At 68.6% G+C, this 20,166-nt stretch carries 26 protein-coding genes; 23 read left to right on the top strand and 3 right to left on the bottom strand.

Translation table 11 applies throughout. The annotated features are described in order from the left end of the window. Nucleotides 1-17 precede the first annotated feature (17 nt). From hemB to ACFOWZ_RS11950, 10 genes are read left to right on the top strand one after another with little or no spacing between them, the layout of a single operon-like run. Nucleotides 18-992: a porphobilinogen synthase gene (hemB, locus tag ACFOWZ_RS11995; protein ID WP_382371961.1), complete on the top strand. Its 975-nt coding sequence runs from the start codon at nucleotides 18-20 to the stop codon at nucleotides 990-992. Further along, nucleotides 977-1,483 carry a hypothetical protein gene (locus tag ACFOWZ_RS11990; protein ID WP_382371960.1) on the top strand — a complete coding sequence of 169 codons (507 nt, stop codon included), beginning with the start codon at nucleotides 977-979 and terminating at the stop codon, nucleotides 1,481-1,483. The genes hemB and ACFOWZ_RS11990 overlap by 16 nt, the downstream gene beginning before the upstream one ends. 10 nt (nucleotides 1,484-1,493) lie before the next feature. Continuing rightward, on the top strand, nucleotides 1,494-1,940 hold the full coding sequence (locus tag ACFOWZ_RS11985; protein WP_382371959.1) for a hypothetical protein: 447 nt from the start codon (nucleotides 1,494-1,496) through the stop codon (nucleotides 1,938-1,940). After that, nucleotides 1,937-2,335, top strand: a complete 399-nt coding sequence (locus ACFOWZ_RS11980) for a hypothetical protein (protein ID WP_382371958.1) — start codon at nucleotides 1,937-1,939, stop codon at nucleotides 2,333-2,335. Before ACFOWZ_RS11985 ends, ACFOWZ_RS11980 begins: the two co-directional genes overlap by 4 nt. Beyond that, nucleotides 2,332-2,937 carry a hypothetical protein gene (locus ACFOWZ_RS11975; RefSeq protein WP_382371957.1) on the top strand — a complete coding sequence of 202 codons (606 nt, stop codon included), beginning with the start codon at nucleotides 2,332-2,334 and terminating at the stop codon, nucleotides 2,935-2,937. Before ACFOWZ_RS11980 ends, ACFOWZ_RS11975 begins: the two co-directional genes overlap by 4 nt. Next, a complete protein-coding gene (locus tag ACFOWZ_RS11970) occupies nucleotides 2,937-3,356 on the top strand; it encodes a DUF3093 family protein (RefSeq protein WP_030473863.1) in 420 nt (139 codons plus the stop codon). Before ACFOWZ_RS11975 ends, ACFOWZ_RS11970 begins: the two co-directional genes overlap by 1 nt. Before the next feature lie 5 nt (nucleotides 3,357-3,361). After that, nucleotides 3,362-3,712 carry a hypothetical protein gene (locus ACFOWZ_RS11965; protein WP_382371956.1) on the top strand — a complete coding sequence of 117 codons (351 nt, stop codon included), beginning with the start codon at nucleotides 3,362-3,364 and terminating at the stop codon, nucleotides 3,710-3,712. A gap of 11 nt (nucleotides 3,713-3,723) precedes the next feature. Then, on the top strand, nucleotides 3,724-5,019 hold the full coding sequence (hemL, locus tag ACFOWZ_RS11960) for a glutamate-1-semialdehyde 2,1-aminomutase (RefSeq protein ID WP_382371955.1): 1,296 nt from the start codon (nucleotides 3,724-3,726) through the stop codon (nucleotides 5,017-5,019). After that, nucleotides 5,016-5,645: a histidine phosphatase family protein gene (locus ACFOWZ_RS11955; RefSeq protein ID WP_382371954.1), complete on the top strand. Its 630-nt coding sequence runs from the start codon at nucleotides 5,016-5,018 to the stop codon at nucleotides 5,643-5,645. The genes hemL and ACFOWZ_RS11955 overlap by 4 nt, the downstream gene beginning before the upstream one ends. After that, entirely contained in the window at nucleotides 5,642-6,199 is a 558-nt protein-coding gene (locus tag ACFOWZ_RS11950) for a TlpA family protein disulfide reductase (protein WP_382371953.1), read from the top strand. The genes ACFOWZ_RS11955 and ACFOWZ_RS11950 overlap by 4 nt, the downstream gene beginning before the upstream one ends. Before the next feature lie 139 nt (nucleotides 6,200-6,338). On the opposite strand, the gene ACFOWZ_RS11945 is transcribed toward ACFOWZ_RS11950, so the two are convergent. Further along, nucleotides 6,339-7,313, bottom strand: a complete 975-nt coding sequence (locus tag ACFOWZ_RS11945; RefSeq protein ID WP_382371952.1) for a M64 family metallopeptidase — start codon at nucleotides 7,311-7,313, stop codon at nucleotides 6,339-6,341. Between the two features lie 131 nt (nucleotides 7,314-7,444). On the opposite strand from ACFOWZ_RS11945, the gene ACFOWZ_RS11940 reads away from it, so the two are divergent. From ACFOWZ_RS11940 to ACFOWZ_RS11925, 4 genes are all read left to right on the top strand, one after another. After that, nucleotides 7,445-8,221 carry a cytochrome c biogenesis CcdA family protein gene (locus tag ACFOWZ_RS11940; protein WP_382371951.1) on the top strand — a complete coding sequence of 259 codons (777 nt, stop codon included), beginning with the start codon at nucleotides 7,445-7,447 and terminating at the stop codon, nucleotides 8,219-8,221. A 41-nt stretch (nucleotides 8,222-8,262) separates the two neighbouring features. Beyond that, a complete protein-coding gene (gene resB / locus ACFOWZ_RS11935; RefSeq protein WP_382372657.1) occupies nucleotides 8,263-9,738 on the top strand; it encodes a cytochrome c biogenesis protein ResB in 1,476 nt (491 codons plus the stop codon). Beyond that, nucleotides 9,738-10,658: a c-type cytochrome biogenesis protein CcsB gene (gene ccsB / locus ACFOWZ_RS11930; protein WP_382371950.1), complete on the top strand. Its 921-nt coding sequence runs from the start codon at nucleotides 9,738-9,740 to the stop codon at nucleotides 10,656-10,658. Before resB ends, ccsB begins: the two co-directional genes overlap by 1 nt. Nucleotides 10,659-10,761: 103 nt before the next feature. Further along, nucleotides 10,762-12,084 (top strand): nucleotide-binding protein, encoded by a 1,323-nt coding sequence (locus tag ACFOWZ_RS11925; RefSeq protein ID WP_382371949.1) that lies wholly within the window; start codon nucleotides 10,762-10,764, stop codon nucleotides 12,082-12,084. A 46-nt stretch (nucleotides 12,085-12,130) separates the two neighbouring features. Here ACFOWZ_RS11925 and ACFOWZ_RS11920 read toward each other — a convergent pair whose 3' ends face one another. Both ACFOWZ_RS11920 and ACFOWZ_RS11915 read right to left on the bottom strand, forming a co-directional pair. Further along, nucleotides 12,131-12,298 (bottom strand): hypothetical protein, encoded by a 168-nt coding sequence (locus ACFOWZ_RS11920; RefSeq protein WP_086667950.1) that lies wholly within the window; start codon nucleotides 12,296-12,298, stop codon nucleotides 12,131-12,133. Nucleotides 12,299-12,355: 57 nt separating this feature from the next. Continuing rightward, on the bottom strand, nucleotides 12,356-12,562 hold the full coding sequence (locus ACFOWZ_RS11915; protein WP_030473853.1) for a BldC family transcriptional regulator: 207 nt from the start codon (nucleotides 12,560-12,562) through the stop codon (nucleotides 12,356-12,358). 161 nt (nucleotides 12,563-12,723) lie between these two features. Here ACFOWZ_RS11915 and ACFOWZ_RS11910 point away from each other — a divergent pair, with 161 nt between their 5' ends. The 9 genes from ACFOWZ_RS11910 to ACFOWZ_RS11870 are packed head-to-tail and all read left to right on the top strand — an operon-like array spanning nucleotide 12,724 to nucleotide 20,160. Beyond that, a complete protein-coding gene (locus ACFOWZ_RS11910) occupies nucleotides 12,724-13,188 on the top strand; it encodes an Lrp/AsnC family transcriptional regulator (protein WP_382371948.1) in 465 nt (154 codons plus the stop codon). A 4-nt stretch (nucleotides 13,189-13,192) separates the two neighbouring features. Further along, entirely contained in the window at nucleotides 13,193-13,462 is a 270-nt protein-coding gene (locus ACFOWZ_RS11905; protein WP_382371947.1) for a DUF4229 domain-containing protein, read from the top strand. Nucleotides 13,463-13,488: 26 nt separating this feature from the next. After that, nucleotides 13,489-14,577 (top strand): PLP-dependent cysteine synthase family protein, encoded by a 1,089-nt coding sequence (locus ACFOWZ_RS11900; RefSeq protein WP_382371946.1) that lies wholly within the window; start codon nucleotides 13,489-13,491, stop codon nucleotides 14,575-14,577. A gap of 55 nt (nucleotides 14,578-14,632) precedes the next feature. Continuing rightward, on the top strand, nucleotides 14,633-14,938 hold the full coding sequence (locus ACFOWZ_RS11895; protein ID WP_051784793.1) for a hypothetical protein: 306 nt from the start codon (nucleotides 14,633-14,635) through the stop codon (nucleotides 14,936-14,938). Then, nucleotides 14,935-17,919 (top strand): hypothetical protein, encoded by a 2,985-nt coding sequence (locus ACFOWZ_RS11890; RefSeq protein WP_382371945.1) that lies wholly within the window; start codon nucleotides 14,935-14,937, stop codon nucleotides 17,917-17,919. The genes ACFOWZ_RS11895 and ACFOWZ_RS11890 overlap by 4 nt, the downstream gene beginning before the upstream one ends. Further along, the gene (locus tag ACFOWZ_RS11885) at nucleotides 17,919-18,338 is read left to right on the top strand and encodes a hypothetical protein (protein ID WP_382371944.1); all 420 of its coding nucleotides are present in this window, start codon (nucleotides 17,919-17,921) and stop codon (nucleotides 18,336-18,338) included. The genes ACFOWZ_RS11890 and ACFOWZ_RS11885 overlap by 1 nt, the downstream gene beginning before the upstream one ends. Further along, on the top strand, nucleotides 18,335-19,306 hold the full coding sequence (locus ACFOWZ_RS11880) for a hypothetical protein (RefSeq protein ID WP_382371943.1): 972 nt from the start codon (nucleotides 18,335-18,337) through the stop codon (nucleotides 19,304-19,306). Before ACFOWZ_RS11885 ends, ACFOWZ_RS11880 begins: the two co-directional genes overlap by 4 nt. Before the next feature lie 3 nt (nucleotides 19,307-19,309). Continuing rightward, complete coding sequence (locus tag ACFOWZ_RS11875) at nucleotides 19,310-19,759, top strand: hypothetical protein (protein ID WP_051784792.1); 450 nt, start codon at nucleotides 19,310-19,312, stop codon at nucleotides 19,757-19,759. After that, nucleotides 19,759-20,160, top strand: coding sequence for a hypothetical protein (locus tag ACFOWZ_RS11870; protein ID WP_382371942.1), 402 nt, complete (start codon nucleotides 19,759-19,761; stop codon nucleotides 20,158-20,160). The genes ACFOWZ_RS11875 and ACFOWZ_RS11870 overlap by 1 nt, the downstream gene beginning before the upstream one ends. The last annotated feature ends 6 nt before the right edge of the window (nucleotides 20,161-20,166 follow it).

Raw genomic sequence — 20,166 nt, 5'->3', positions numbered from 1 at the left:
CGTCAGGGAGTCACACGATGTACCCACTTCACCGGCCGAGGCGTCTGCGCACGACGCCCGCCATGCGCCGCCTGGTCTCCGAGACCGAGGTGCGCCCTCGTCAGCTCGTGCTGCCGATGTTCGTCAAGGAAGGCCTGAACGCGCCCGCCGAGATCGCGAGCATGCCCGGCGTTCTCCAGCACACGCGTGACTCGTTGCGGAAGGCCGCGGTCGAGGCGGTGCAGGCTGGCGTCGGTGGCATCATGCTGTTCGGCGTCCCGGCCGAGCGCGACGCCGTCGGTTCCGCCGGCACCGACCCGGACGGCATCCTCAACGCCGCCCTGGGCGACCTGCGCGCGGAGCTCGGCGACAGCACCGTGCTGATGTCGGACTGCTGCCTCGACGAGTTCACCGACCACGGCCACTGCGGCGTGCTCGCCGCCGACGGCACCGTGGACAACGACGCGACCCTCGAGGCCTACGGCGAACTGGCCGTGGCCCAGGCCCGCGCCGGAGCCCAGGTCGTCGGCCCCAGCGGCATGATGGACGGCCAGATCGCCTTCATCCGCAACGCCCTGGACGTCGCGGGCTTCACCGACACCGGCATCCTCGCCTACGCGGTCAAGTACGCCTCGGCGTTCTACGGTCCGTTCCGCGATGCCGTGGAGTCGCAGCTCGCGGGCGACCGCAAGACCTACCAGCAGGACCCCGCGAACGCCCGCGAGGCGATGCGCGAGGTGCAGCTGGACCTCGCCGAGGGCGCGGACATGGTCATGGTCAAGCCGGCGCTGCTGTACCTCGACGTGCTGCGGTCCGTCGCCGAGGTGTCGGACGTTCCCGTTGCGGCGTACCAGATCTCCGGTGAGTACGCGATGATCGAGGCCGCCGCCCGCAACGGCTGGATCGACCGCGAGCGCTCGGTCCTCGAGTCGCTCACCTCGATCCGGCGTGCCGGCGCGGACATCGTCCTCACGTACTGGGCCGTGGAAGCGGCGCGGTGGCTCGACCGCTGACCCCGATACCGAAGCTGATCAACGTCTCGCGCTGGCTGTGGATCACCAGCGCGAGCATCGGCATGGTGCGGTTCGTCTCGCAGCTGTTCGACCGCGAGACGCTCGTGGCCGAGGCCCGCAGGCAGAACCCGGAGCTCGGCCAGGACCAGATCGACGCGGGCGTGAACGGCGGCATCATGTTCGGCCTGCTGATCGCCGTCGCGTTCCTCCTCGCGTACACGCGCCTGGCGAACGCGATGGCGCGCGGCCGCAACTGGGCCCGGATCGTGCTGACGGTGCTGGGTGCCGCGTCCGTCGCGTTCGGACTGTTCCGGCTCGTGGTGTTCTTCAGCGGGCTGGCGGCGGAGCTCGGGGTCGAGATGCGTCCGGTCGACCTGGCGGTCGCGTTCGTGACGACGGTGCTGGAAGCGGCGGCGATCGTGCTGATGTACCGGGCGTCCGCGCACTTCAGGACGCGCGTCACGGTGGACAGCGCCTTCAAGCCGTCCTAAGTTCGCGACCGTGACGTCTCCGAAGGAATCGGGCACCACCCCCGGCACCATCACCGCGGGCTACTGGCTCGTGGTCGCCGGTGCGGCCCTCTGGGTGCTCGCCGCGATCTACCAGCTCTCCAACAAGCAGGCCCTGGTCGACGCGGTCAAGAGCAGGACCACCGACACCGCGCTCACCCCGGAGATGATCGAGTCCTCGGCGACGGTGACGCTCGTCGTCGTGCTGGTGGTCTCCGTGGTGCTGGCCGCGCTCGCCGTGTGGTTCGCGGTCAAGGTCAAGGCGGGCACCAAGAAGAGCCGCACCGGACTGATGATCACGGTGCTGCTCAACCTGTTCTTCCAGATGATCGGCAACGGGTACGCCATCACCCCGGCGCTGATCGCGATGGCGGGTCTCGTGCTCTTCTACTTCCGGCAGTCGACCGAGTACCTGAGCGAACGCGAGCAGCTGACGTGAAGGAGACGCCCAGGACGGTCCGCATCGCGGTCGGTCTCTGGCTCGCGATCGCCGTCTTCGTCCTGTTCACGACCGCGGGGCTGTGGTTCCAGCGCGGTCAGGTGCAGGAGCTCACCAAGTGGTCGTCCGGGCAGGTCACGAGTTTCCTGCTGACGCTGACCGTGATCGCGGTGCTCTTCGCTGCCGCCTACGCGTGGCTGACCCGGACGTTCCTGCGCCGCAAGAACTGGGCGCGGATCGCGTTGTCGACGGTCGCCGTCGTGCACATGATCTGGATCCTGTTCCTCGGGGTCAGCGCGGCGAACCTGGTCACACTGCTGCTCATCTGCGCCGCAATCGTCTTCACGTGGCAGTCGGCTGCGGCACAGTGGGTGGCGGAGGTGCGTGAGCAGTGACCGATCCGCAGAACCCCGACCACGCGCAGTGGCAGAACCCGGCGGGGCACTACCCGGCGCCGCCCGCGGAGACTCCAGGGCACTACCAGGTGAGTCACGTCGGCCAGGCGAGCTTCTCGATGGCACCGCTCGCGCCCGTGCTGCCGCAGGAGCTGGCGCCGTCGCGGCCCGCCACGATCACCGCCGCGATGTGGATCTGGATCGCGGGTGCGGTGCTGTCGGTGGCGGTGCTGCCGGTGATGTTGCTCGGCAACACCGAGTACTTCCTCAGCCAGGGCAACGCGTCCGTTTCCGACCAGGAGCGTCAGGTCGGCGAGTTCGGTGTGCGGGCCATGGCGCTGATGTTCGGCTTCGCCATGCTCGTGGCTGCCTCGCCGTACGTCGCGTTCGCGGTCGTGATGCGCAACGGGCACAACTGGGCGCGGATCCTGCTCACCGTCCTCGGTGCGCTCGGGTTCATGTCGATGATCGCGATCATGTTCATCGCGCTGGGCGCGCAGGTGTGGCAGGCGAGCGTGGTCATCTGCATCGTCGTGATGGGACTGACCGTCGCCGCGGTGGTGCTGCAGTTCCTGCCCGCCTCGAACAAGTTCGTGCGGTAGTGCTGTACCGGGAGTCCGGCAGCAGCTGGTGGCCGCTTCTGTGGGGACCCGCGTTCGCCGTCGCCGGGTACCTGGTCGAGCTCATCACCGGGCCCGCGTCCGTCGGGCTGTGGACGATCGTGGGGCTCGGGCTGACGCTCGGCGCGGTGCTGTGGGTGTACGGGCGGGTGAAGACCGGCAGCGTCACGTTGACGGCCGAGGAAGCCCAGTTCGGGCGGGAGAAGCTGCCGGTCGCGATGATCGAGGCCTGTCGCGACGTCGGTGCGCCGACCGGTGCGCGGGTGCTCGGCGGTGGCTGGTCGGTGCCCAAGGGGACGACCGCGGTGCCGTTGCGGTTGCTCGACGGCACGGTGGTGCTGGGATGGGCACGTGATCCGGAAGCCTTGCTCGCGGGTCTGCGCAGGGTCGTGAGAGGGTGAGCGACGTGACAGAGGCTGTGACCGAGCCGGAGACCGTCGTGGAAGAGCCCGAAGAGGCGCCGCCCGCCGGCCCGAGCCTGCACCAGCCCAAGCGGTGGCTCATCGCCGCCGGCGAGGTCGTCGCGATCGTCCTGCTCGCGATCGTCGCCGTGTGGTGCTGGAACCGCGGTGTCGTGCGGCTCGCCTACCCGATCGAGGGCCGCGAACCGTTGATCTCCACGCGCTACCACGGCAACTGGCTGGGCACCGCCGTCGGCGCGGCCACGCTGGCCGTGATCCTCGGACTCGACGCGGTGCGGCAGGTCGTGCTGGCCCTGCGCACCCGGCCGCAGAAAGCCGCCGAAGCCGACGTGTGAGACTGGGGCACGTGACTGCCAGTCGATCCCAGGCCCTGTTCGAGCGCGCGTCGACGCTGACCCCCGGCGGGGTCAACTCTCCGGTGCGGGCGTTCCACTCCGTCGGCGGCACCCCGCGCTTCATGGTGCGCGGCGAGGGCCCGCACCTGTGGGACGCGGACGGCAACCGGTACGTCGACCTGGTGGCCTCCTGGGGCCCGATGATCCTCGGGCACGCCCACCCGTCCGTGGTCTCCGCCGTGCAGAAGGCCGCCGCGTCCGGGCTCTCGTTCGGCACGCCGACCGAGGGTGAGATCGAGCTCGCGGCCGAGCTGATCGACCGCGTCGAGCCGGTCCGTCAGGTCCGCCTGGTCAACTCGGGCACCGAGGCCACGATGAGCGCGATCCGTCTCGCGCGCGGCTTCACCGAGCGGCGCAAGGTCATCAAGTTCGCCGGCTGCTACCACGGTCACGTCGACGCGCTGCTGGCCCAGGCCGGCTCCGGCGTCGCGACGCTGGGCCTGCCGACCTCGCCCGGCGTCACCGGCGCCCAGGCCGCGGACACGATCGTGCTGCCGTACAACGACGTCGAGGCCGTGCGGAAGGCGTTCGCCGACAACCCCGGCGAGATCGCCTGCATCATCACCGAGGCGGCGGCGGGCAACATGGGTGCGGTCGCGCCGGGTGCCGACTTCAACGCGACTCTGCGGGAGATCTGCGACGCGGAGGGCGCCCTGCTGATCATGGACGAGGTCATGACCGGCTTCCGCGTCTCCCGCGCGGGCTGGTTCGGCCTGGAACGCGTCCGCGGCGACCTCTACACGTTCGGCAAGGTCATGTCCGGCGGTCTGCCGGCGGCGGCGTTCGGCGGCCGCGCGGACGTGATGGCCCGCCTCGCGCCGTCCGGCCCGGTCTACCAGGCGGGCACGCTGTCCGGTAACCCCGTGGCGGTGGCAGCGGGCCTCGCGACGCTGCGCGCGGCGGACGAGGAGGTCTACCAGGCCCTCGACCGCAACGCGACGCGCCTGGGCGCGCTGTTCACGGCAGCCCTGACCGAGGCCGGTGTCGAGCACCGAGTGCAGTTCGCGGGGAACCTGGTGAGCGTGTTCTTCGGTTCTTCTGAGGTGAAGGACTACGCGGGCGCGCAGGCGTGCGAGACGTGGCGCTTCCCGCCGTTCTTCCACGCGCTGCTGGAACGAGGCGTGTACGCCCCGCCGTCGGCGTTCGAGGCGTGGTTCGTCAACGCCGCCATGGGTGAAGAGGAGTTCGCCGTGATCGCAGACGCGCTGCCGCACGCGGCCCGTGCCGCCAAGGAGGCCCGCAAGTGACCCGCACCGTCGTCCACCTGCTCCGCCACGGTGAGGTGCACAACCCGACAGGCATCCTGTACGGCCGCATCCCCGGGTTCCGGCTGTCCGAGCGAGGGCAGAAGCAGGCTTTGACCGTGGCTGAGCATCTTGCTGACCACGACATCGTGCATGTGGTTGCCTCGCCGTTGGAACGGGCGCAGCAGACTGCTTCTCCCATTGCTGACTCGCATCGGTTGGAGTTGGCCACTGATGATCGGTTGATCGAAGCCGACAACCAGTTCGAAGGGTTGAAGGTTGCTGTGGGGGATGGGGCATTGCGGTCGCCTCAGCACTGGCCCAAGTTGGTGAATCCGTTCAAGCCGTCCTGGGGTGAGCCGTACATCGAGATTGCTCATCGGATGTTGGGGGCGGTGCAGAAGGCTCGTTCGGCTGCTGAGGGGCATGAAGCTGTTTGTGTTTCTCATCAACTTCCCATTTGGACTGTTCGGCGGTTTCTTGAGGGGAAGCGGATGTGGCATGACCCTCGGCGGCGTGAGTGTTCGTTGGCCTCGTTGACTTCTCTGATTTTTGAGGGGGAGCAGCTGGTTCGGATTGCTTATTCTGAGCCGGTTGGGGTTACCAATCCTCGGGTGACTGGCGCATGAAGCGGTTGCTGGTGCTGTTGCTGTTGGTTGCTGGGTGTTCTACCGGGAAGGATGCTGCTCAGATTGGGGCGGGCGAGTTCTATCTCGTGGCGCCTGGGGGGCAGGTCAAGCTTCGGTACCCGGTTTCTGAGCGCAAGGAGCTCAAGGGGCTTGAAGGCGAGTCCCTGCTTGAAGAGGGCAAGACCGTCAAGCTTTCTGATTTTGCCGGCAAGCCCGTCGTGATCAACGTCTGGGGGGCCTGGTGTGGGCCTTGCCGGACTGAGGCGCCGGAGATGCAGAAGATTTTTGAGGCTGGGACTCAGGTGCTCGGGGTGGATGTCAAGGAGACCTCGAAGGACCATCCGCGGGACTTCATGAAGGATCGGTCGCTGACCTATCCGTCCATTTACGACGCTTCGTCGCGCAGTTTCATCAACGTTTTCAAGGGTGTTCCGGCGAACACCGTGCCGTCGACGTTCGTCGTGGACAAGAACCACAAGGTGGCGGCGGCGTTCCTGGTGCCGGTGCTGGCCTCCGACGTCCAGCCCGTCCTGGACGACCTGGCCAAGGAGTAACCCGTTCGAGTGGTTCCAAAGTCACGCGGGGGCCCCGCGTTTCCTTCTGGGGAACGCGGGGCCCCGTGTTCCCCCAAGCATGAAGTGCACGCGGGGAGCTTTCGTGCACTCCTGGCGCACGGGAGGTCCCCGCGTGCGGTCAGCGAACGGCGGGGGTGGTGAGCGAGGGGATCTTGGCCTTGAAGGCCTTGATCATCTCGTCCCTGCCGATCGAGTTGAACTGCTTGCCCAGGGTTCGCATGATCGAGTTGTCTGTTGGGCGGTACAGGCCGTTCTTGTAGTACCTGGCGCCTTCCACCGGGGCGATGACGCCTCCGTCTGGGGAAGGTTTGCCCAGGTATTCGCCCCACTTTGCCCCTGTGGGGTCTTTGGTCACGTTCTTTTCGCGGGGTTCCGTGCCCGTGTAGGTGAGGTACGGGTAGTCGTACTCGTCGGCCAGGCCGCCGATTGAGTGGCCCAGCTCGTGGATTGCGATCTGGCCCGCTTGGGCGTTGGAGCCTGAAGCGGTGGCCACTGAGCCGCCTGCGCCGCCGTACTTGGTGGTGTTGCCCAGGGCGATCACCTGGTCTGCTTGCGGGGCTTGGGCTGCGTACTCCTTGGCCTTGGTTTCGTTGACGCAGAGGAGGCGTTCTGTGTTCGCGTCTCGGCCCTGGCACCAGAAGCCCATGTCCAGGGCGGTGTCCTTGAGGATGCCCCTGGTCGGGTCGTGGTCCACTCCGGACTCGGTGGAGATGACGTTGACCTGCCAGACGTTGAAGTAGTCCTTGTAGGAGGCGAAGGGCTCCACTGCGGAGAGTTCGTCCCACTTGCTCTTCACGTTGGCGGCGTAGGTCGCGAGGTCGTCTGTGGTGTAGCCGTCGCCCACGAAGACCAGGTCGAAGGCGTCTGAGGGGTCGCGGTCGCCGTGGATTTTCGTGACCTCGGCTGCGGCCAGGGCGCGGAAGGTCGTCGTCTCGGCTGGGGCCTTCGGGGTCAGGGTCTGGGTGATGGTGCCGTCTTCGTTGAAGACCTCGCGCCATTCCATGGCCGGGGCGGTGCTGCCGGCTGGTACCTGGGCGAACAGGGCCAGTGCTGTGAGCGTCAGCGCTGGGAGGAGCAGCCGGGGAAGATGCATGCGCTGACGCTAAGCAACCGTGATGTCACTCACAAGAGGCAATGGTAGGTACTTCTGGGCTGGTGGTGGTGGCGGCGTCAAAAGTGGTGCCGGTGCTCGCGTGATCCGGGCAACTACCTACCCTGAGGTGTGTGAACCCCACCGATCTGGCGATCTCCGGGCCGTTGCTGCTGGCCACCGGGGTTGCTTTGCTCGCTGGATTTATCTCTTTCGCGTCGCCCTGTGTGGTGCCGTTGGTGCCCGGGTATCTGGCCTACCTCGCTGGGCTGGTGGGGGCCGAGGCGCCTCGGGTGGAGGCTGAGGAACCCGCTGCGGCGGGGCGGTGGCGGGTGGCTGGGGCCTCGTTGCTGTTCGTGCTCGGGTTCACCGTGGTCTTCGCGCTGGCGTCCATGGCGATTCTTGGGGCTTCGGATGCCTTGTTCCTCAACGCTGAGCTGTTCCAGCGGATCGGTGGCGTTGTCACGATCCTGATGGGGCTGGTGTTCCTCGGGCTCGTGCCTGCGTTGCAGAAGGACGTGCGGTTCCACGCTCGGCCGAAAGCTGGGGTGTTCGGGGCGCCGGTGCTCGGGGCCGTGTTCGCGCTGGGGTGGACGCCTTGCCTCGGGCCGACGTTGGCGGGGGTGCTGGCTGTTGCCCGGAGCACCGAGGTCGGGTCGTCGACTGTGCGCGGGGCCGTGTTGGTGCTGGCCTACTGCTTGGGGCTCGGGTTGCCGTTCGTGGTGCTCGCGCTCGGGGCGCGGTGGGCGTTGGGCGTGACCAAGTGGCTGCGCTCGCACGCGCGGCAGGTGCAGGTGTTCGGTGGGGTGTTGCTGATCCTGGTGGGCGTTGCGCTGGTCACCGGGCTCTGGGGTGAGTTCGTCGGGTGGCTGCGCTACTCGTTCGTCGACGTCGTGAGGCTGCCGCTCTAGTGATCGCCTTCCTTCGCAACACGTGGCGCGGGCTCACCTCGATGAGGACCGCGCTGACCCTGCTGTTCCTGTTGGCGCTCGCGGCGATGCCGGGGGCGTTGCTGCCGCAGCTGTCGTTGAACGCGGCGAAGGTCGACGAGTACGTCGCCCAGCACGGGTGGTGGGGCGACCTGCTGCTCAAGCTCGGGTTCTTCGAGGTGTACGCCACGCCTTGGTTTGCCGCGATTTACCTGTTGCTGTTCACCTCTCTCGTCGGGTGTCTTCTGCCCCGGACGTGGGAGTACTTCAAGCAGATGCGCGCGAAGCCTGTGCTGACGCCGCGCAATCTGTCTCGCATGCCGCACCACGTGCAGGCCGAGCTCGACGTGACGCCGGAGGAGGCTGTTGCTCGGGCGAAGAAGGCGATGCGCGGGTGGCGGATGGAGGCCGGCGAGGGCACGGTCAGCGCCGAGCGCGGGTACCTGCGCGAGACCGGCAACCTGGTCTTCCACTTCGCGTTGCTGGGTCTGCTGGTGTCGTTCGCGCTGGGCAAGATGTTCAGCTACGAGGGCCAGGTCATCGTCCAGGCCGACGGTGGGCAGTTCTGCAACGGCGGCATCTTCAACTACGACTCGTTCCGGCCGGGGCTGCGGATCGACGGCACGGACCTCACGCCGTTCTGCGTCGAGATCGGCAAGTTCTCCGCCGAGTACCTCGAGAACGGCCAGCCCGTCGGCTACCAGGCGGACATCCGGTACCAGTCGGGCGAAGATCTTCAGGCCAACACCTGGAAGCCGTACACGCTGCAGGTCAACCACCCGCTGCGGACCGACGGCGACCGCGTCTACCTGCTCGGGCACGGGTACACGCCGACGTTCACGGTGACGTTCCCCAACGGCGAGAAGCGCACGCAGGGCATCCAGTGGCTGCCTGCCGACCAGCGCACGCTGGCCTCCGAGGGTGCGACGAAGTTCGACCCGCCGGGCGTGACGGACTCCGAGCAGCGGCGCAAGAACCAGATCGCGGTCACCGGGCTGCTCGCGCCGACGCCGTTGCTGCACGGCGGCATCCTGAATTCGAAGTACCCCGCCCTGAACAACCCGATGGTCGCCGTCGACGTGTACCGCGGCGACCTCGGCGTGGACGACGGCCGCGGCCAGTCGATCTTCTCGATCGACATGAAGATGGTCGAGCAGGGCCGGTTGCAGAAGGTCGCGCGCAAGAACCTCGCGCTGGGTGAGGAGATCGCGCTCGACGACGGCACCAAGGTGCGGTTCGACTCCGTGAACGACTGGGTGTCGTTGCAGGTCTCGCACGACCCGACACAGGGGTACGTGCTGGTGTTCGCCATCCTGATCATCCTCGGCCTCGGGGTCTCGCTGACCGTCAAGCGCCGCAGGGTGTGGGTGCGTGCGACCCCTCAGGAGGACGGGCGTACGTTGGTCGAGGTCGGCGGGCTGGCCCGCACTGACCAGGCAGGATACGGCGAGGAGTTCACGCGGCTGGCCCGCGCGGTGCTGAACGAGGAGAAGTCCTGATGCCGGTTGACGAGACCCTCGCGACCTACAGCGACTGGCTGTACCGCAGCGCGCTGGGCGTCTACCTCTTCGCGATCATGCTCTACGCCGTGGAACAGGCGTTCGCCCGTGCGCCGCGCAAGAAGGAGCTGGTCGGGGCCGGTGCGCCGGTTCCGGGCATCCTCACCGACGAGCCGAAGAGCGAGCTGTCGCGGACCGAACGCATCGGCCGCATGGGTGCCGCGCTGACGGTGCTCGGCGCGCTGCTGCACCTGGGTTCGCTGGTGATGCGCGGCCTGTCCGCGGGCAGGGCGCCCTGGGGCAACATGTACGAGTACATGTCGCTGCTGTGCCTCGCCGCGGTGGTGACGTGGATCGTGCTGATGGCGAAGTTCCCGATCCGCCGCCTCGGCGCGTTCGTGCTGACGCCGATCCTGGTCCTGCTGTTCCTCGGCGGCACGGTCCTCTACGCCGAGTCCGCGCCCGTGCAGCCGGCGTTGCGCTCGTACTGGCTCGTGATCCACGTCTCGGTGATCTCGATCTCGTCCGGTGTGCTGCTGATTCCGGGTGTGACGTCGATCCTCTACCTGCTCAAGGACAGCAAGGCCGACCGCTTCCCGAAGCTGCCGTCCGCCGACGTGCTGGACCGCATGTCGTACCGGACCACCGTGCTGGCGTTCCCGCTGTTCACCGCGGGCATCATCTGCGGCGCGATCTGGGCGGAGGCCGCGTGGGGCCGCTTCTGGGGCTGGGACCCCAAGGAGACCGTGGCGTTCGTCTCGTGGGTGGTCTACGCGGCGTATCTGCACGCGCGCGCGACGGCCGGTTGGCGTGGCCGTGGGGCCGCCTGGATCAACGTCGCCGGCTTCGCGTTGAACGTGTTCAACCTGTTCTTCATCAACTTGGTCACTACCGGGTTGCATTCGTACGCGGGTCTCTAACGAGTTAAGCCCCCAGGTCGATGGAACCGGTGCTGGTTGCGTACCGTCGCAACCTGGGGGTCGGGGAGGTCTCGATCCTCCTTGCTCAGGGAGGGCCACAGCGGTGACATGGCAACCACCGGGTGAGGAACAGGGCTCCGGCCCGCAGTACGTCGACCCGCAGACGGCCTACCTCGACCCGCAGCAGTCCGGTCCGCAGCACGTCAGCGGCGGCCCATCAGGCCCGTACCACGTGGGCGGCAACCAGTCAGGCCCCTACCAGGTGCCCGGCAACGCCTCCGGCCCGTACCAGGTTCCCGGCAACGCGTCCGGTCCCTACCCCGTCCCCGGCTCCACGTCCGGCTCGTACGCGGTGGACGGAGCGTCCGGCCCGTACCAGGTGGGCGGCGGCCAATCGGGTGCTCATTCGGTCGGTGGCGGCCAGTCCGGTCCCCACAACGCGAGCCAGTACGGCCAGTTCGCCGGCTCCTCGTTCCCCAACAACTTCCCGCAGCAGCCGTACCGCTCGCAGGCGCAGGAAGTCTCGTCGCAGCAGCTGATCAAGAAGGAGAAGCGCCCGCCGACGTCGGGCTGGCGCAAGTCGCTGCACTCGATCACCGGCGGTGCCGTCAACCTCGGCGAGAGCCCGGCCGACGTGCGCCGTCGTGAGCTGATCGCGCGGATCAACCAGCCGCTGCGCGGGTGCTACAAGATCGCGATGCTGTCGCTCAAGGGCGGCGTGGGCAAGACCACCACGACCACGACGCTGGGCTCGACGTTCTCGTCGCTGCGCGGTGACCGGGTGATCGCCGTCGACGCGAACCCCGACCGCGGCACGCTGGCGTTGAAGATCCCGAGGGAGACCACGGCGACCGTGCGGCACCTGCTGCGCGACGCCCCGCGGATCACGAAGTACAGCGACGTCCGCGCGTACACCTCGCAGTCGCCGGCGCGGCTCGAGGTGCTGGCGTCCGAGCAGGACCCGGCCGTGTCGGAGGCGTTCAGTGAGGACGACTACCGCCGCACGGTGGCGTTGCTGGAGCACTTCTACAACATCGTCCTGACCGACTGCGGCACCGGACTGATGCACTCCGCGATGAAGGGCGTGCTGGACGAGGCCGACATGCTCGTGCTCGTGTCGTCCGGCTCGGTCGACGGCGCGCAGACATCCGCGGCCACGCTCGACTGGCTGGAGGCGCACGGCTACCGCGACCTGGTCGCGAAGTCCGTCTGCGTGATCAACTCGGTGCGCCCGAAGTCGGGCAAGGTCGACCTCGACAAGCTCTCGGCGCACTTCCAGCAGCGGTGCCGCGCCGTGGTTCGCCTGCCGTTCGACGAGCACCTCGAAGAGGGCGCCGAGATCGCGCTGGACCAGCTCGCGCCGGAGACCCGGTTGGCGTTGCTGGAGCTCGCCGCAGTCGTGGCGGACGACTTCCCGCACAACTGAGACGCGTACGGCGAAAGGGGCCCTGGGGACAGGGCCCCTTTTCCGGTCACTCGTCGCGTTTGCGCTGCTCGTCGAGCTTGCGCAGGAACTCCGGGTCGTCGTCAGGGGCGATCACCTTGCGGCCCGGGGTGTACTCCGAATGCTGCGGGGCGAACGCTCGCCACACGAGCACAGCCACGGTGAGCGCACCGATCACCGCCAGCAGGTAGATCATCTGGTCGCCACCTCCCTTTGCCACGAGATTACCCGCGGCACAGGGATTACTACGGTTTCAGTGGCGGACGGGTTCAGTCGCCTCGGTCGTCAGCTCCGAAAGCAGAGCCTTCACCTCGGTCTCACGGAACCTGCGATGTCCTCCAGGGGTGCGAATCGAGCCGATGCGACCTGCGGTGGCCCATCGGGTCACGGTCTTCGGGTCGACCCGGAACAGATTGGCGACTTCCCCAGGCGTCAAGAGCCGCTCGGTGGCTGCAGTCACTCGTCCTCCTCAGATCAGACGTTCCGGTCTGATCGTGGCATCTGACCCATCAGGTACTCGAACGCTTGTTTTTTGGTAAAGAGGTAGTAAGGGACGCAGGGGGCGAACCGGACATGTGACCGGGACAACGTGCACGCGTGTGGAGCGCCTAAGGTGTCCACGTGGATGCTCTTGATCGACAGATCATCGCCGCACTGCGCGCCAACGGACGGGCCACGTACGCCGACCTCGGCAGGCAGGTCGGCCTGTCCGCCTCCGCCGTGCACGAGCGGGTCGGGAAGCTCGAGGCCAGCGGCGTGATCGTCGGCTACCACGCGGTCGTCGACCCCAGCGCGGTCGGCCTGGGCGTCACCGCGCTGATCGGCATCCACCCCACCGACATCGCGGACGACAACGAGGTCGCGGACGCGTTGAGCGAGCTCATCGAGGTCGAGTCCTGCTACCGGGTGGCGGGCGACGAGTCGTTCATCGTGAAGGTCAGGGTGGCGACCGTGGACGACCTGGAGCGCTCGCTCGGCCGGCTGCGGCGCATTCACGGCGTGGCCCGCACGCGCACGACCGTGGTGCTGTCCACGCGGTTCGAGGGGCGCCCGAACACCGGTGACGAAGCGGGCGACGTAACCTGAACGGGTGCTGGCTCGTGATGTGACGCTGTACGTTCTCGCCCGCCTCGGTCTCGTCGCGGTGGTGACGGGCGCACTCATGTTGTTCAACGTTCCTTTGCTGCCCGCGCTCGCGGTCGGCGTGGTCGTGGCGCTGCCTGCGTCGTTGTTCATCTTCAAGGGGCTGCGGCAGCGTGTCGCGGCCGGCCTGAACGAACACCAGGCGGCGCGCAGGGCAGAGCGGGACAAGCTCCGGTCCGAATTGCGTGGTGACGAAGGTCCTCTCACTCAGGCTTAGGCCGTTTGCGCGGCTATCGTGCCGCTGTGAGTACCTCCGTTGACCGTTGTTGCAGCAGGACCAGGCACTGGGTGTGCGAGGCCGTCAAGATCATCGAGGCGGACGCCAACCGCAGCGCGGACACGCACCTGCTGCGCTACCCGCTGCCGCTCGACTGGGGCATCGACCTCTACCTGAAGGACGAGTCGACGCACCCCACGGGCTCGTTGAAGCACCGGCTGGCGCGGTCGTTGTTCCTCTACGCGATCTGCAACGGCTGGATCACCGGCGGCACGCCCGTGATCGAGGCCTCCTCCGGTTCCACGGCGGTGTCGGAGGCCTACTTCGCACGGCTGCTGGGGCTGCCGTTCATCGCGGTGATGCCCCGCTCGACCTCGGCGGAGAAGGTCTCGCTGATCGAGCGGCAGGGCGGCAGGTGCCACTTCGTCGACGAGCCGTCGGCGATCTACGACGAGTCGCGGCGGCTGGCCACTGAGCTCGGCGGCCACTTCATGGACCAGTTCACCCACGCGGAGCGCGCGACCGACTGGCGGGGCAACAACAACATCGCCGAGTCGATCTTCGACCAGATGAAGCTCGAACCGTCGCCGGAACCGGACTGGGTGGTCGTCGGGGCGGGCACGGGCGGCACGTCGGCCACTGTCGGCCGGTACATCCACTACCAGAAGCTTTCGACGCGTCTGGCCGTCGTCGACCCGGAGCACTCGGTGTTCTTCGACGCGTGGCGGGACGGCAACCCCGACCTGGTGGGCACGCGCGGCTCGCGGATCGAGGGCATCGGGCGGCCGCGGGTGGAGCCGTCGTTCATCGGTCAGGTGATCGACCGCATGATCAAGGTGCCGGACGCGGCATCGGTGGCGACCATCCGGTTCGTGGAGGACCTGCTCGGGCGGCGGGTCGGCGGTTCGACCGGTACGAATCTGTGGGGAGCGTTCCAGATCGTGGCCGAGATGCGGCAGTCTCGCACCCGCGGCAGCGTGGTGACTCTGCTCTGTGACGGCGGCGAGCGTTACGCGAACACCTATTACGACGACTCATGGGTAGCTGCACAGGACATGGATCTCGATCCGTGCCTCGAACGCCTGAACAACTTCCACCGCACGGGGAACTGGTGACGAGAGTTCTGCGTCACAGCGTGACCTGAGCACCTGAGTCCGCAGGGGGGACGCTGTGTCGTCGCTGTTCACCGACGCGGCCGAGCTGCGCGCGTACGCCGAGTACCTGCGCACCGAAGCCCAAGAGTTCGAGACGATCCGCAAGTACGTCCACGCCACGGCGTGCGACAAGGGCGGCTTCACGGGCCTGCTCTCGTTGCTCCAGCCGGGCGTGGACGTCGTGCGCGCGCTGTTCGACGAGACGCTCGACTACGGCAAGTCGAAGCTGGAGGGCACGGCGTCGGCGGTGGACGCGACGGCTCAGGTCTACGAGGACGTGGACCGGGCGCAGATGGTGATCTTCGGGGGGCTCCTCAAGTGACCACCTCCTACTCCGACCCGCGCCCGGTCGTGGCGTCCCTGAAGCAGCCGGAGATCGACAGAGCCTCGCTCAACGACGTCCTGCAGGACCAGGGCTGGGGCGTGCAGGCCGTCAACTGGGTGTTCGAGGCGGTCACCGGCGAGTCGCTGGTCGCCACGATCATCACGCCGATCACCGGCGACTGGACGAAGATCCGTGCCGACGGCGACGCGTGGCGCATGGTCGGCAACGCGATGAACGACGTCTCGTACAACCTCACCGACGCGGTGGGCAAGGTGCGCGGCCACTGGGACGGCGAAGCCGCACGTGCCCACGAGAAGTACATCGCCCTGGGCTGGAAGGCCGGCCTGCTGGCCGAGATGGGCGTCGCCCAGCTGATCGCCAAGGGCTTCGACACGGTCGCCTCGGGCGCCGAGGCCCTGGGCAAGCAGGCCGCGCGCCTGCTCGACTACCTCGTCAACAAGCTCCTGGAAGCCGCCGCCACCGTCTGGATCCCGCTGGCGGGCTGGATCAAGGCCGCCGAGATGGTCTGGAACGCGTACCAGATCTACCGGCGCGTCATGGACATCATCGACACGGTCCAGAAGCTCATCTCGGACGTGAAGGCGCTCTTCGACGCCGTCGGCCGCGTCTTCTCGGCCATCGGCAAGCTGAAGGACGCCGACACCCTCGCCGAGGCCATGAACGCCACCCAGGAGGTGGCCGAGGCCGGTCGTGACGTCCGCAACGCGGTCAACGACATCCACGACGACATGACGTCCATCAAGGACTCCGCGACCGAGATCGCCGACCGGGGCCACGACATCGGCTCGAAGGTCCACGAGGTCTACACGCCGCCGGGTTCGTCCGCCGACGGCACCAAGGCGGCCGCGGTGACGTCCGTGGCTCCTGGTGGTGCTCCGGTGTCCGCGCCCCCGACGCTGCACGGCTCCGACGCTCCTGCGACGCACGCCGCCACGGTCGGTGGTCCTGCCGTGTCGGCGCCGCCGTCGGTGGGTTCGGGCTCGGGTGGTTCGGGTGGTGGTGGCGGCGGTGGTGTGCCGACCGGTGGTCACGCGCCTGCTGGCGTCCCGACCGGTCACGCCGGCGCCCCAACAGGCGCTCCACCGCGTCTGGACACGACTCACGCGGCGGGCGCAGCTCCCACCGCAGCCCCGCCGTCTCATTCCCAGACGCCCATGGGCGGCGCGATGCCGATGGGCGCTCCCATGGCTCCTGGTGGAGGCGGCGACCAAACCCGGAGCTCGGGCTCACGCCCAGGTGGCTCCGGCGTCCCGGCCTTCCCGAGCGCAGGCACCCCGTCCGGGCAGGCAAAGCCTCCGACCGGTCTGCCCACGCCTCCCGGACACGGCGGGCCGGGCCTCCCGACCGCGCCCGGTCAGACGCCGGCCTCGGGAGGGGCGCGGCCTGGTGGCGTGCCGACCCCGCCTTCCGGCACCGGTAGCCACGGGTCGGGCGCGGGCGCGCACCCGACGCCAGGCTCCGGCGGCACGCATCCGGGTGGCGCCGGCGGCGGTCTGCCGACTCCGCCGAACTCCGGCGGCCACCCGTCGGGCCCTGGCGCGCACCCGACGCCGGGTGGTTCCGGCGGCCTGCCCACGCCTCCCGAACACCCGAGCGCAAGCTCCGGCACGGCAACGGCCCCCGCTCCCTCCGCAGGCGGCGGCCTCCCGTCGCCTCCCGGTCACCCCACTCCGAACTCAGGCGGCGGCCTGCCTTCCCCTCCGGGACACCCGTCGCCGAGTTCAGGCGGAGGCCTGCCTTCACCTCCTGGGCACCCGTCGCCGAGCGCAGGCGGCGGCCTTCCGTCGCCTCCGGGACACCCGTCCCCGAGCACCGGCGGTGGCCTGCCCGGACACCCGAGCCCGGACCACTCGACGCCCAGCGGCTCAGGCGGCACGACGCCGCACGACGGTGGCACCCGTCCGCACGACACCACCCCCACCGGTTCGACGGACACCAAGCCCCACGACGGGCCGGACGGCACCAAGCCGCACGACGCGAAGCCTCACGACGGCGACGACCGGGCCGACACCGACAAGCCCCACGACACCGACACCAGCGGCGCCGACGACGTCAAACCCCTCGACCCCCAGCCCGACCACGACGCCCCGCCCGCCCACGAACCCGACCCCAAGCTGCAGACCGACGACGCATCCCCGAGCCACCCCGGCGACGGCGACGGCGGCGGCGCCAACCCCGCCCCCAGCGGGCCCGACCTCAAGGGGCACTTCGACGCCGCGGCCATGGCGGCGCAGGGGCAGGGTTACCAGCACCAGCTCGAGCAGATCCTGCCCAACCAGGCTGACAGGGACCGGTACGTCGAGCTCAGCCAGAAGCTCTCCACCGACCTCAGCGCGGCCGAGGCTCAGCACGTGGCCGACGTCCGCAACCAGATCACGGTCGGCACCGGCGACATCGTCACCAAGGCGCTGAACCAGCAGGCGCTCAGCACCTACCTGCCCGACACCCCGCACGCCGCGGGCAGCAAGCAGGAGACCTGGCAGGGGCAGTTGGGCGGCTCTGTCGCACGCGGGCAGGACGTCGTCGACATCAACACGCCGGCCGGGCTGCGGGACGGGCTCGCCCTCGACGACAAGGGCAAGGGCTGGACGCCGATCCCGGACGGGGCGCCGTCGGCCATGCAGCTGCGGTACGAGGTCACCGATCAGAACGCCGGTGCCCACAACGTGCCGTTCGGCGGGCCGAAGAAGGACGTGGCGGACTACGCGTCGCCGCAGGAGCAGGCGCACTACGAGGCCAGCCAGAAGCAGATGGCAGCGGCGGGTGGCTCGTCCAAGGTCTACGACGGGTACGACCCCTTCACCGGGACCGGGTACACGATGGGCGGTGTGCCCGAGTGGCGCGTCGACGGTGGCACGCCGTTGCCGGATCGTGCCGAGATCTGGCAGGTCAACTCGGACGGAACTGAGAAACTGCACGCCGTGTACGACCGCAAGTTCGGCTGGACGAAGCTCTGATGACCCAGTACTCCCAGGAGATGGCCGAGTACCGCGGCGAGGTGTTCTTCGCGGGCGCGGAAGGCCCGGACCACGTCTGGATCCGCAAGGTTCCGGGCGTCACCTACGCGAACCAAGACGGCTTCCAGACGTACGGCAACCGTGAGCTCAAGACGGTCGCCACGAGGGAACTCGACGCCTGGTACCGCGAGACCTGCACCGCGACCTGGCGCGGGCAGCCGTTCAACGTCGTCAAGATCGACAACGGCAAGGCGGAGGCCGGGTACGCGGGCGGCGAGTACGTCTGGGCGGCGGAGAACGGTCTCGAAGGCGACCAGTACAACGGTTACCACGCCACGCTCGACGTCGACGAGCTCGCGGACGTGCAGGTCGACCGCACCGACTTCCTGGCGCGGTGGAAGGAGAACAACCCGGCATGAGCACTCCACAGGCCGTGCGCAAGGCGGCCGGCATCGGGCCGGAGACGATCCTGCAGAAGATCGTGCACCCCGCGATCGCGCAGCTCTACCTGGGCAACGTCGTCGTGCCGGGCAAGTTCGAGCCGCACCGCGCCGCCGGGTTCGTCACGCGTGGGCAGGACTTCCCGCAGGGCACGTCGGAGGAGTTCGCCGAGGCGTTCGGCGTCGACAAGGTCGACGACTGGCCGAAGGGCACGCAGTACCTGCTGCGTTTCCTCGCCCACACCACGGAGATCTTCGACACGAGCTTCGGCGGGCCGACGCTCGGAGGCGCGCAGAAGATGGGCACGACGCGCGTCTACCCGGTGCCGTTCACCGGCACCGGCTACACCCCGAGCGCGCAGCCGATCCCCGAGTACGTCATGGAGCTCGCCGAGCTCCCCGCGGGCACCGAGCTGTGGCGGTTCGAGCCGAACGGCGAGGGGCGCAGCGTCGGCAAGTACGTCAACCGCCAGACCGGCTGGATCCCCACCGGTGACGTCGGCTTCGGACCCGGAAGGTACTGGCAGGCACCGGTTCCGCTGCGTCCGACCGTCCGTCGTGGACTGATCGGCAGGTACCGCGGCCAGGACTTCGACGTCGACTTCGGGCCCACGCCCGGCTCGGTTCTGTTGCACCCGCTGGCCGGCCAGCCCGCACCGCCGGACTTCACCGAGGGGTTCCTCGAGGTGCCGGACGCGGTCGTCGAGGACCTCCAATTCGTGCGCACGCTCTGCACGTACCGGGGAGCCGAGTTCGAGATCATCGGCGTCCTGGGCGACCAGGCCGTGCTGCACTTCGTCGGTGAGAACTACGAAACGGCCCAGCGGCTCGGTCTGTCCGAAGTAGACTTCCGGCAGTGGCGCACCCTCGGCCAACGCGCCGAGGTGAGCGACATCCGCGGCGAGGCGAGGCCGATCCGGCGCGGTCTCTTCGGCAGGGAGAACTAGCAGATGACCACCCCGAACGACAGCTGGAAGACGCCGGAGCTGCGCGCGGCGGAGGCTCAGGTCGACGCGCGCTTCAAGGAGGCGCAGGACCTCGCGAACCGCCTCAAGGACACGCCGCTGCCGCCGATCCCGCCCGTCGACTTCAAGGCGATCGCCCAGCAGGTCGAACGCGCGGCGCAGGAGAAGGACGCGCCGGAAGCGCTGAAGGCGTTGAAGCGCAAGGTGGACGCGGGCGAGTTCTCCTGGGAGGACGTCGTCTCCGGCAAGGCCGCCCAGGATCCTGACGTGCAGGCCATGCAGCAGGAGAACGTCAAGAAGATGAAGCAGGCGTTCCAGATGCTGCAGGAGGGCATGACCGCCGACGAGATCATGAACGCGCAGGGTCCGCGCAGAGGCCGGGGCGACGACGGTGACGAGAACGACCCCGACATCTTCGCGGAGGACAAGTGGTGATGACGGCCTGGCGGACACCGGACATCCTCGCGGCGGAGGACTTCCTGACGAACGCCGTCGCCGAGACGGACCGCGCGATGCGGTCCGCCCAGCAGGGGCTCAAGGCCAGGGAACCGTCCACTGAGGACGTCCGCAGGGTCGTGCAGTTCGCCAAGTCCAGCGAGGCCTCACCGGCGATGCGCCAGCTCGCCGACCGCATCGCGCGCGGCGCGGGCCTGAGCTGGCGTCAGGTCCTCACCGGCGAGGCGAGCCACGATCCGCTGGTGCGTCAGGCCCTGGAGGCCGACCGCGCGAGGCTCGACGAGCTGATCAAGGGCGAGACGGCCCCGCCACCACCGCCGCGCCGGCCCGCGCGCACCGAGGACGACGAGCCGACGCAGTTCACCGAAGACGCGTGGTGACAGGCC

It is taken from the genome of Lentzea rhizosphaerae, assembly GCF_042649515.1.
Taxonomy (GTDB): Bacteria; Actinomycetota; Actinomycetes; order Mycobacteriales; family Pseudonocardiaceae; genus Lentzea; species Lentzea aerocolonigenes.
Note: the sequence above shows the minus strand (reverse complement) of the source record. Positions and strands in the feature narration are given on the sequence as shown.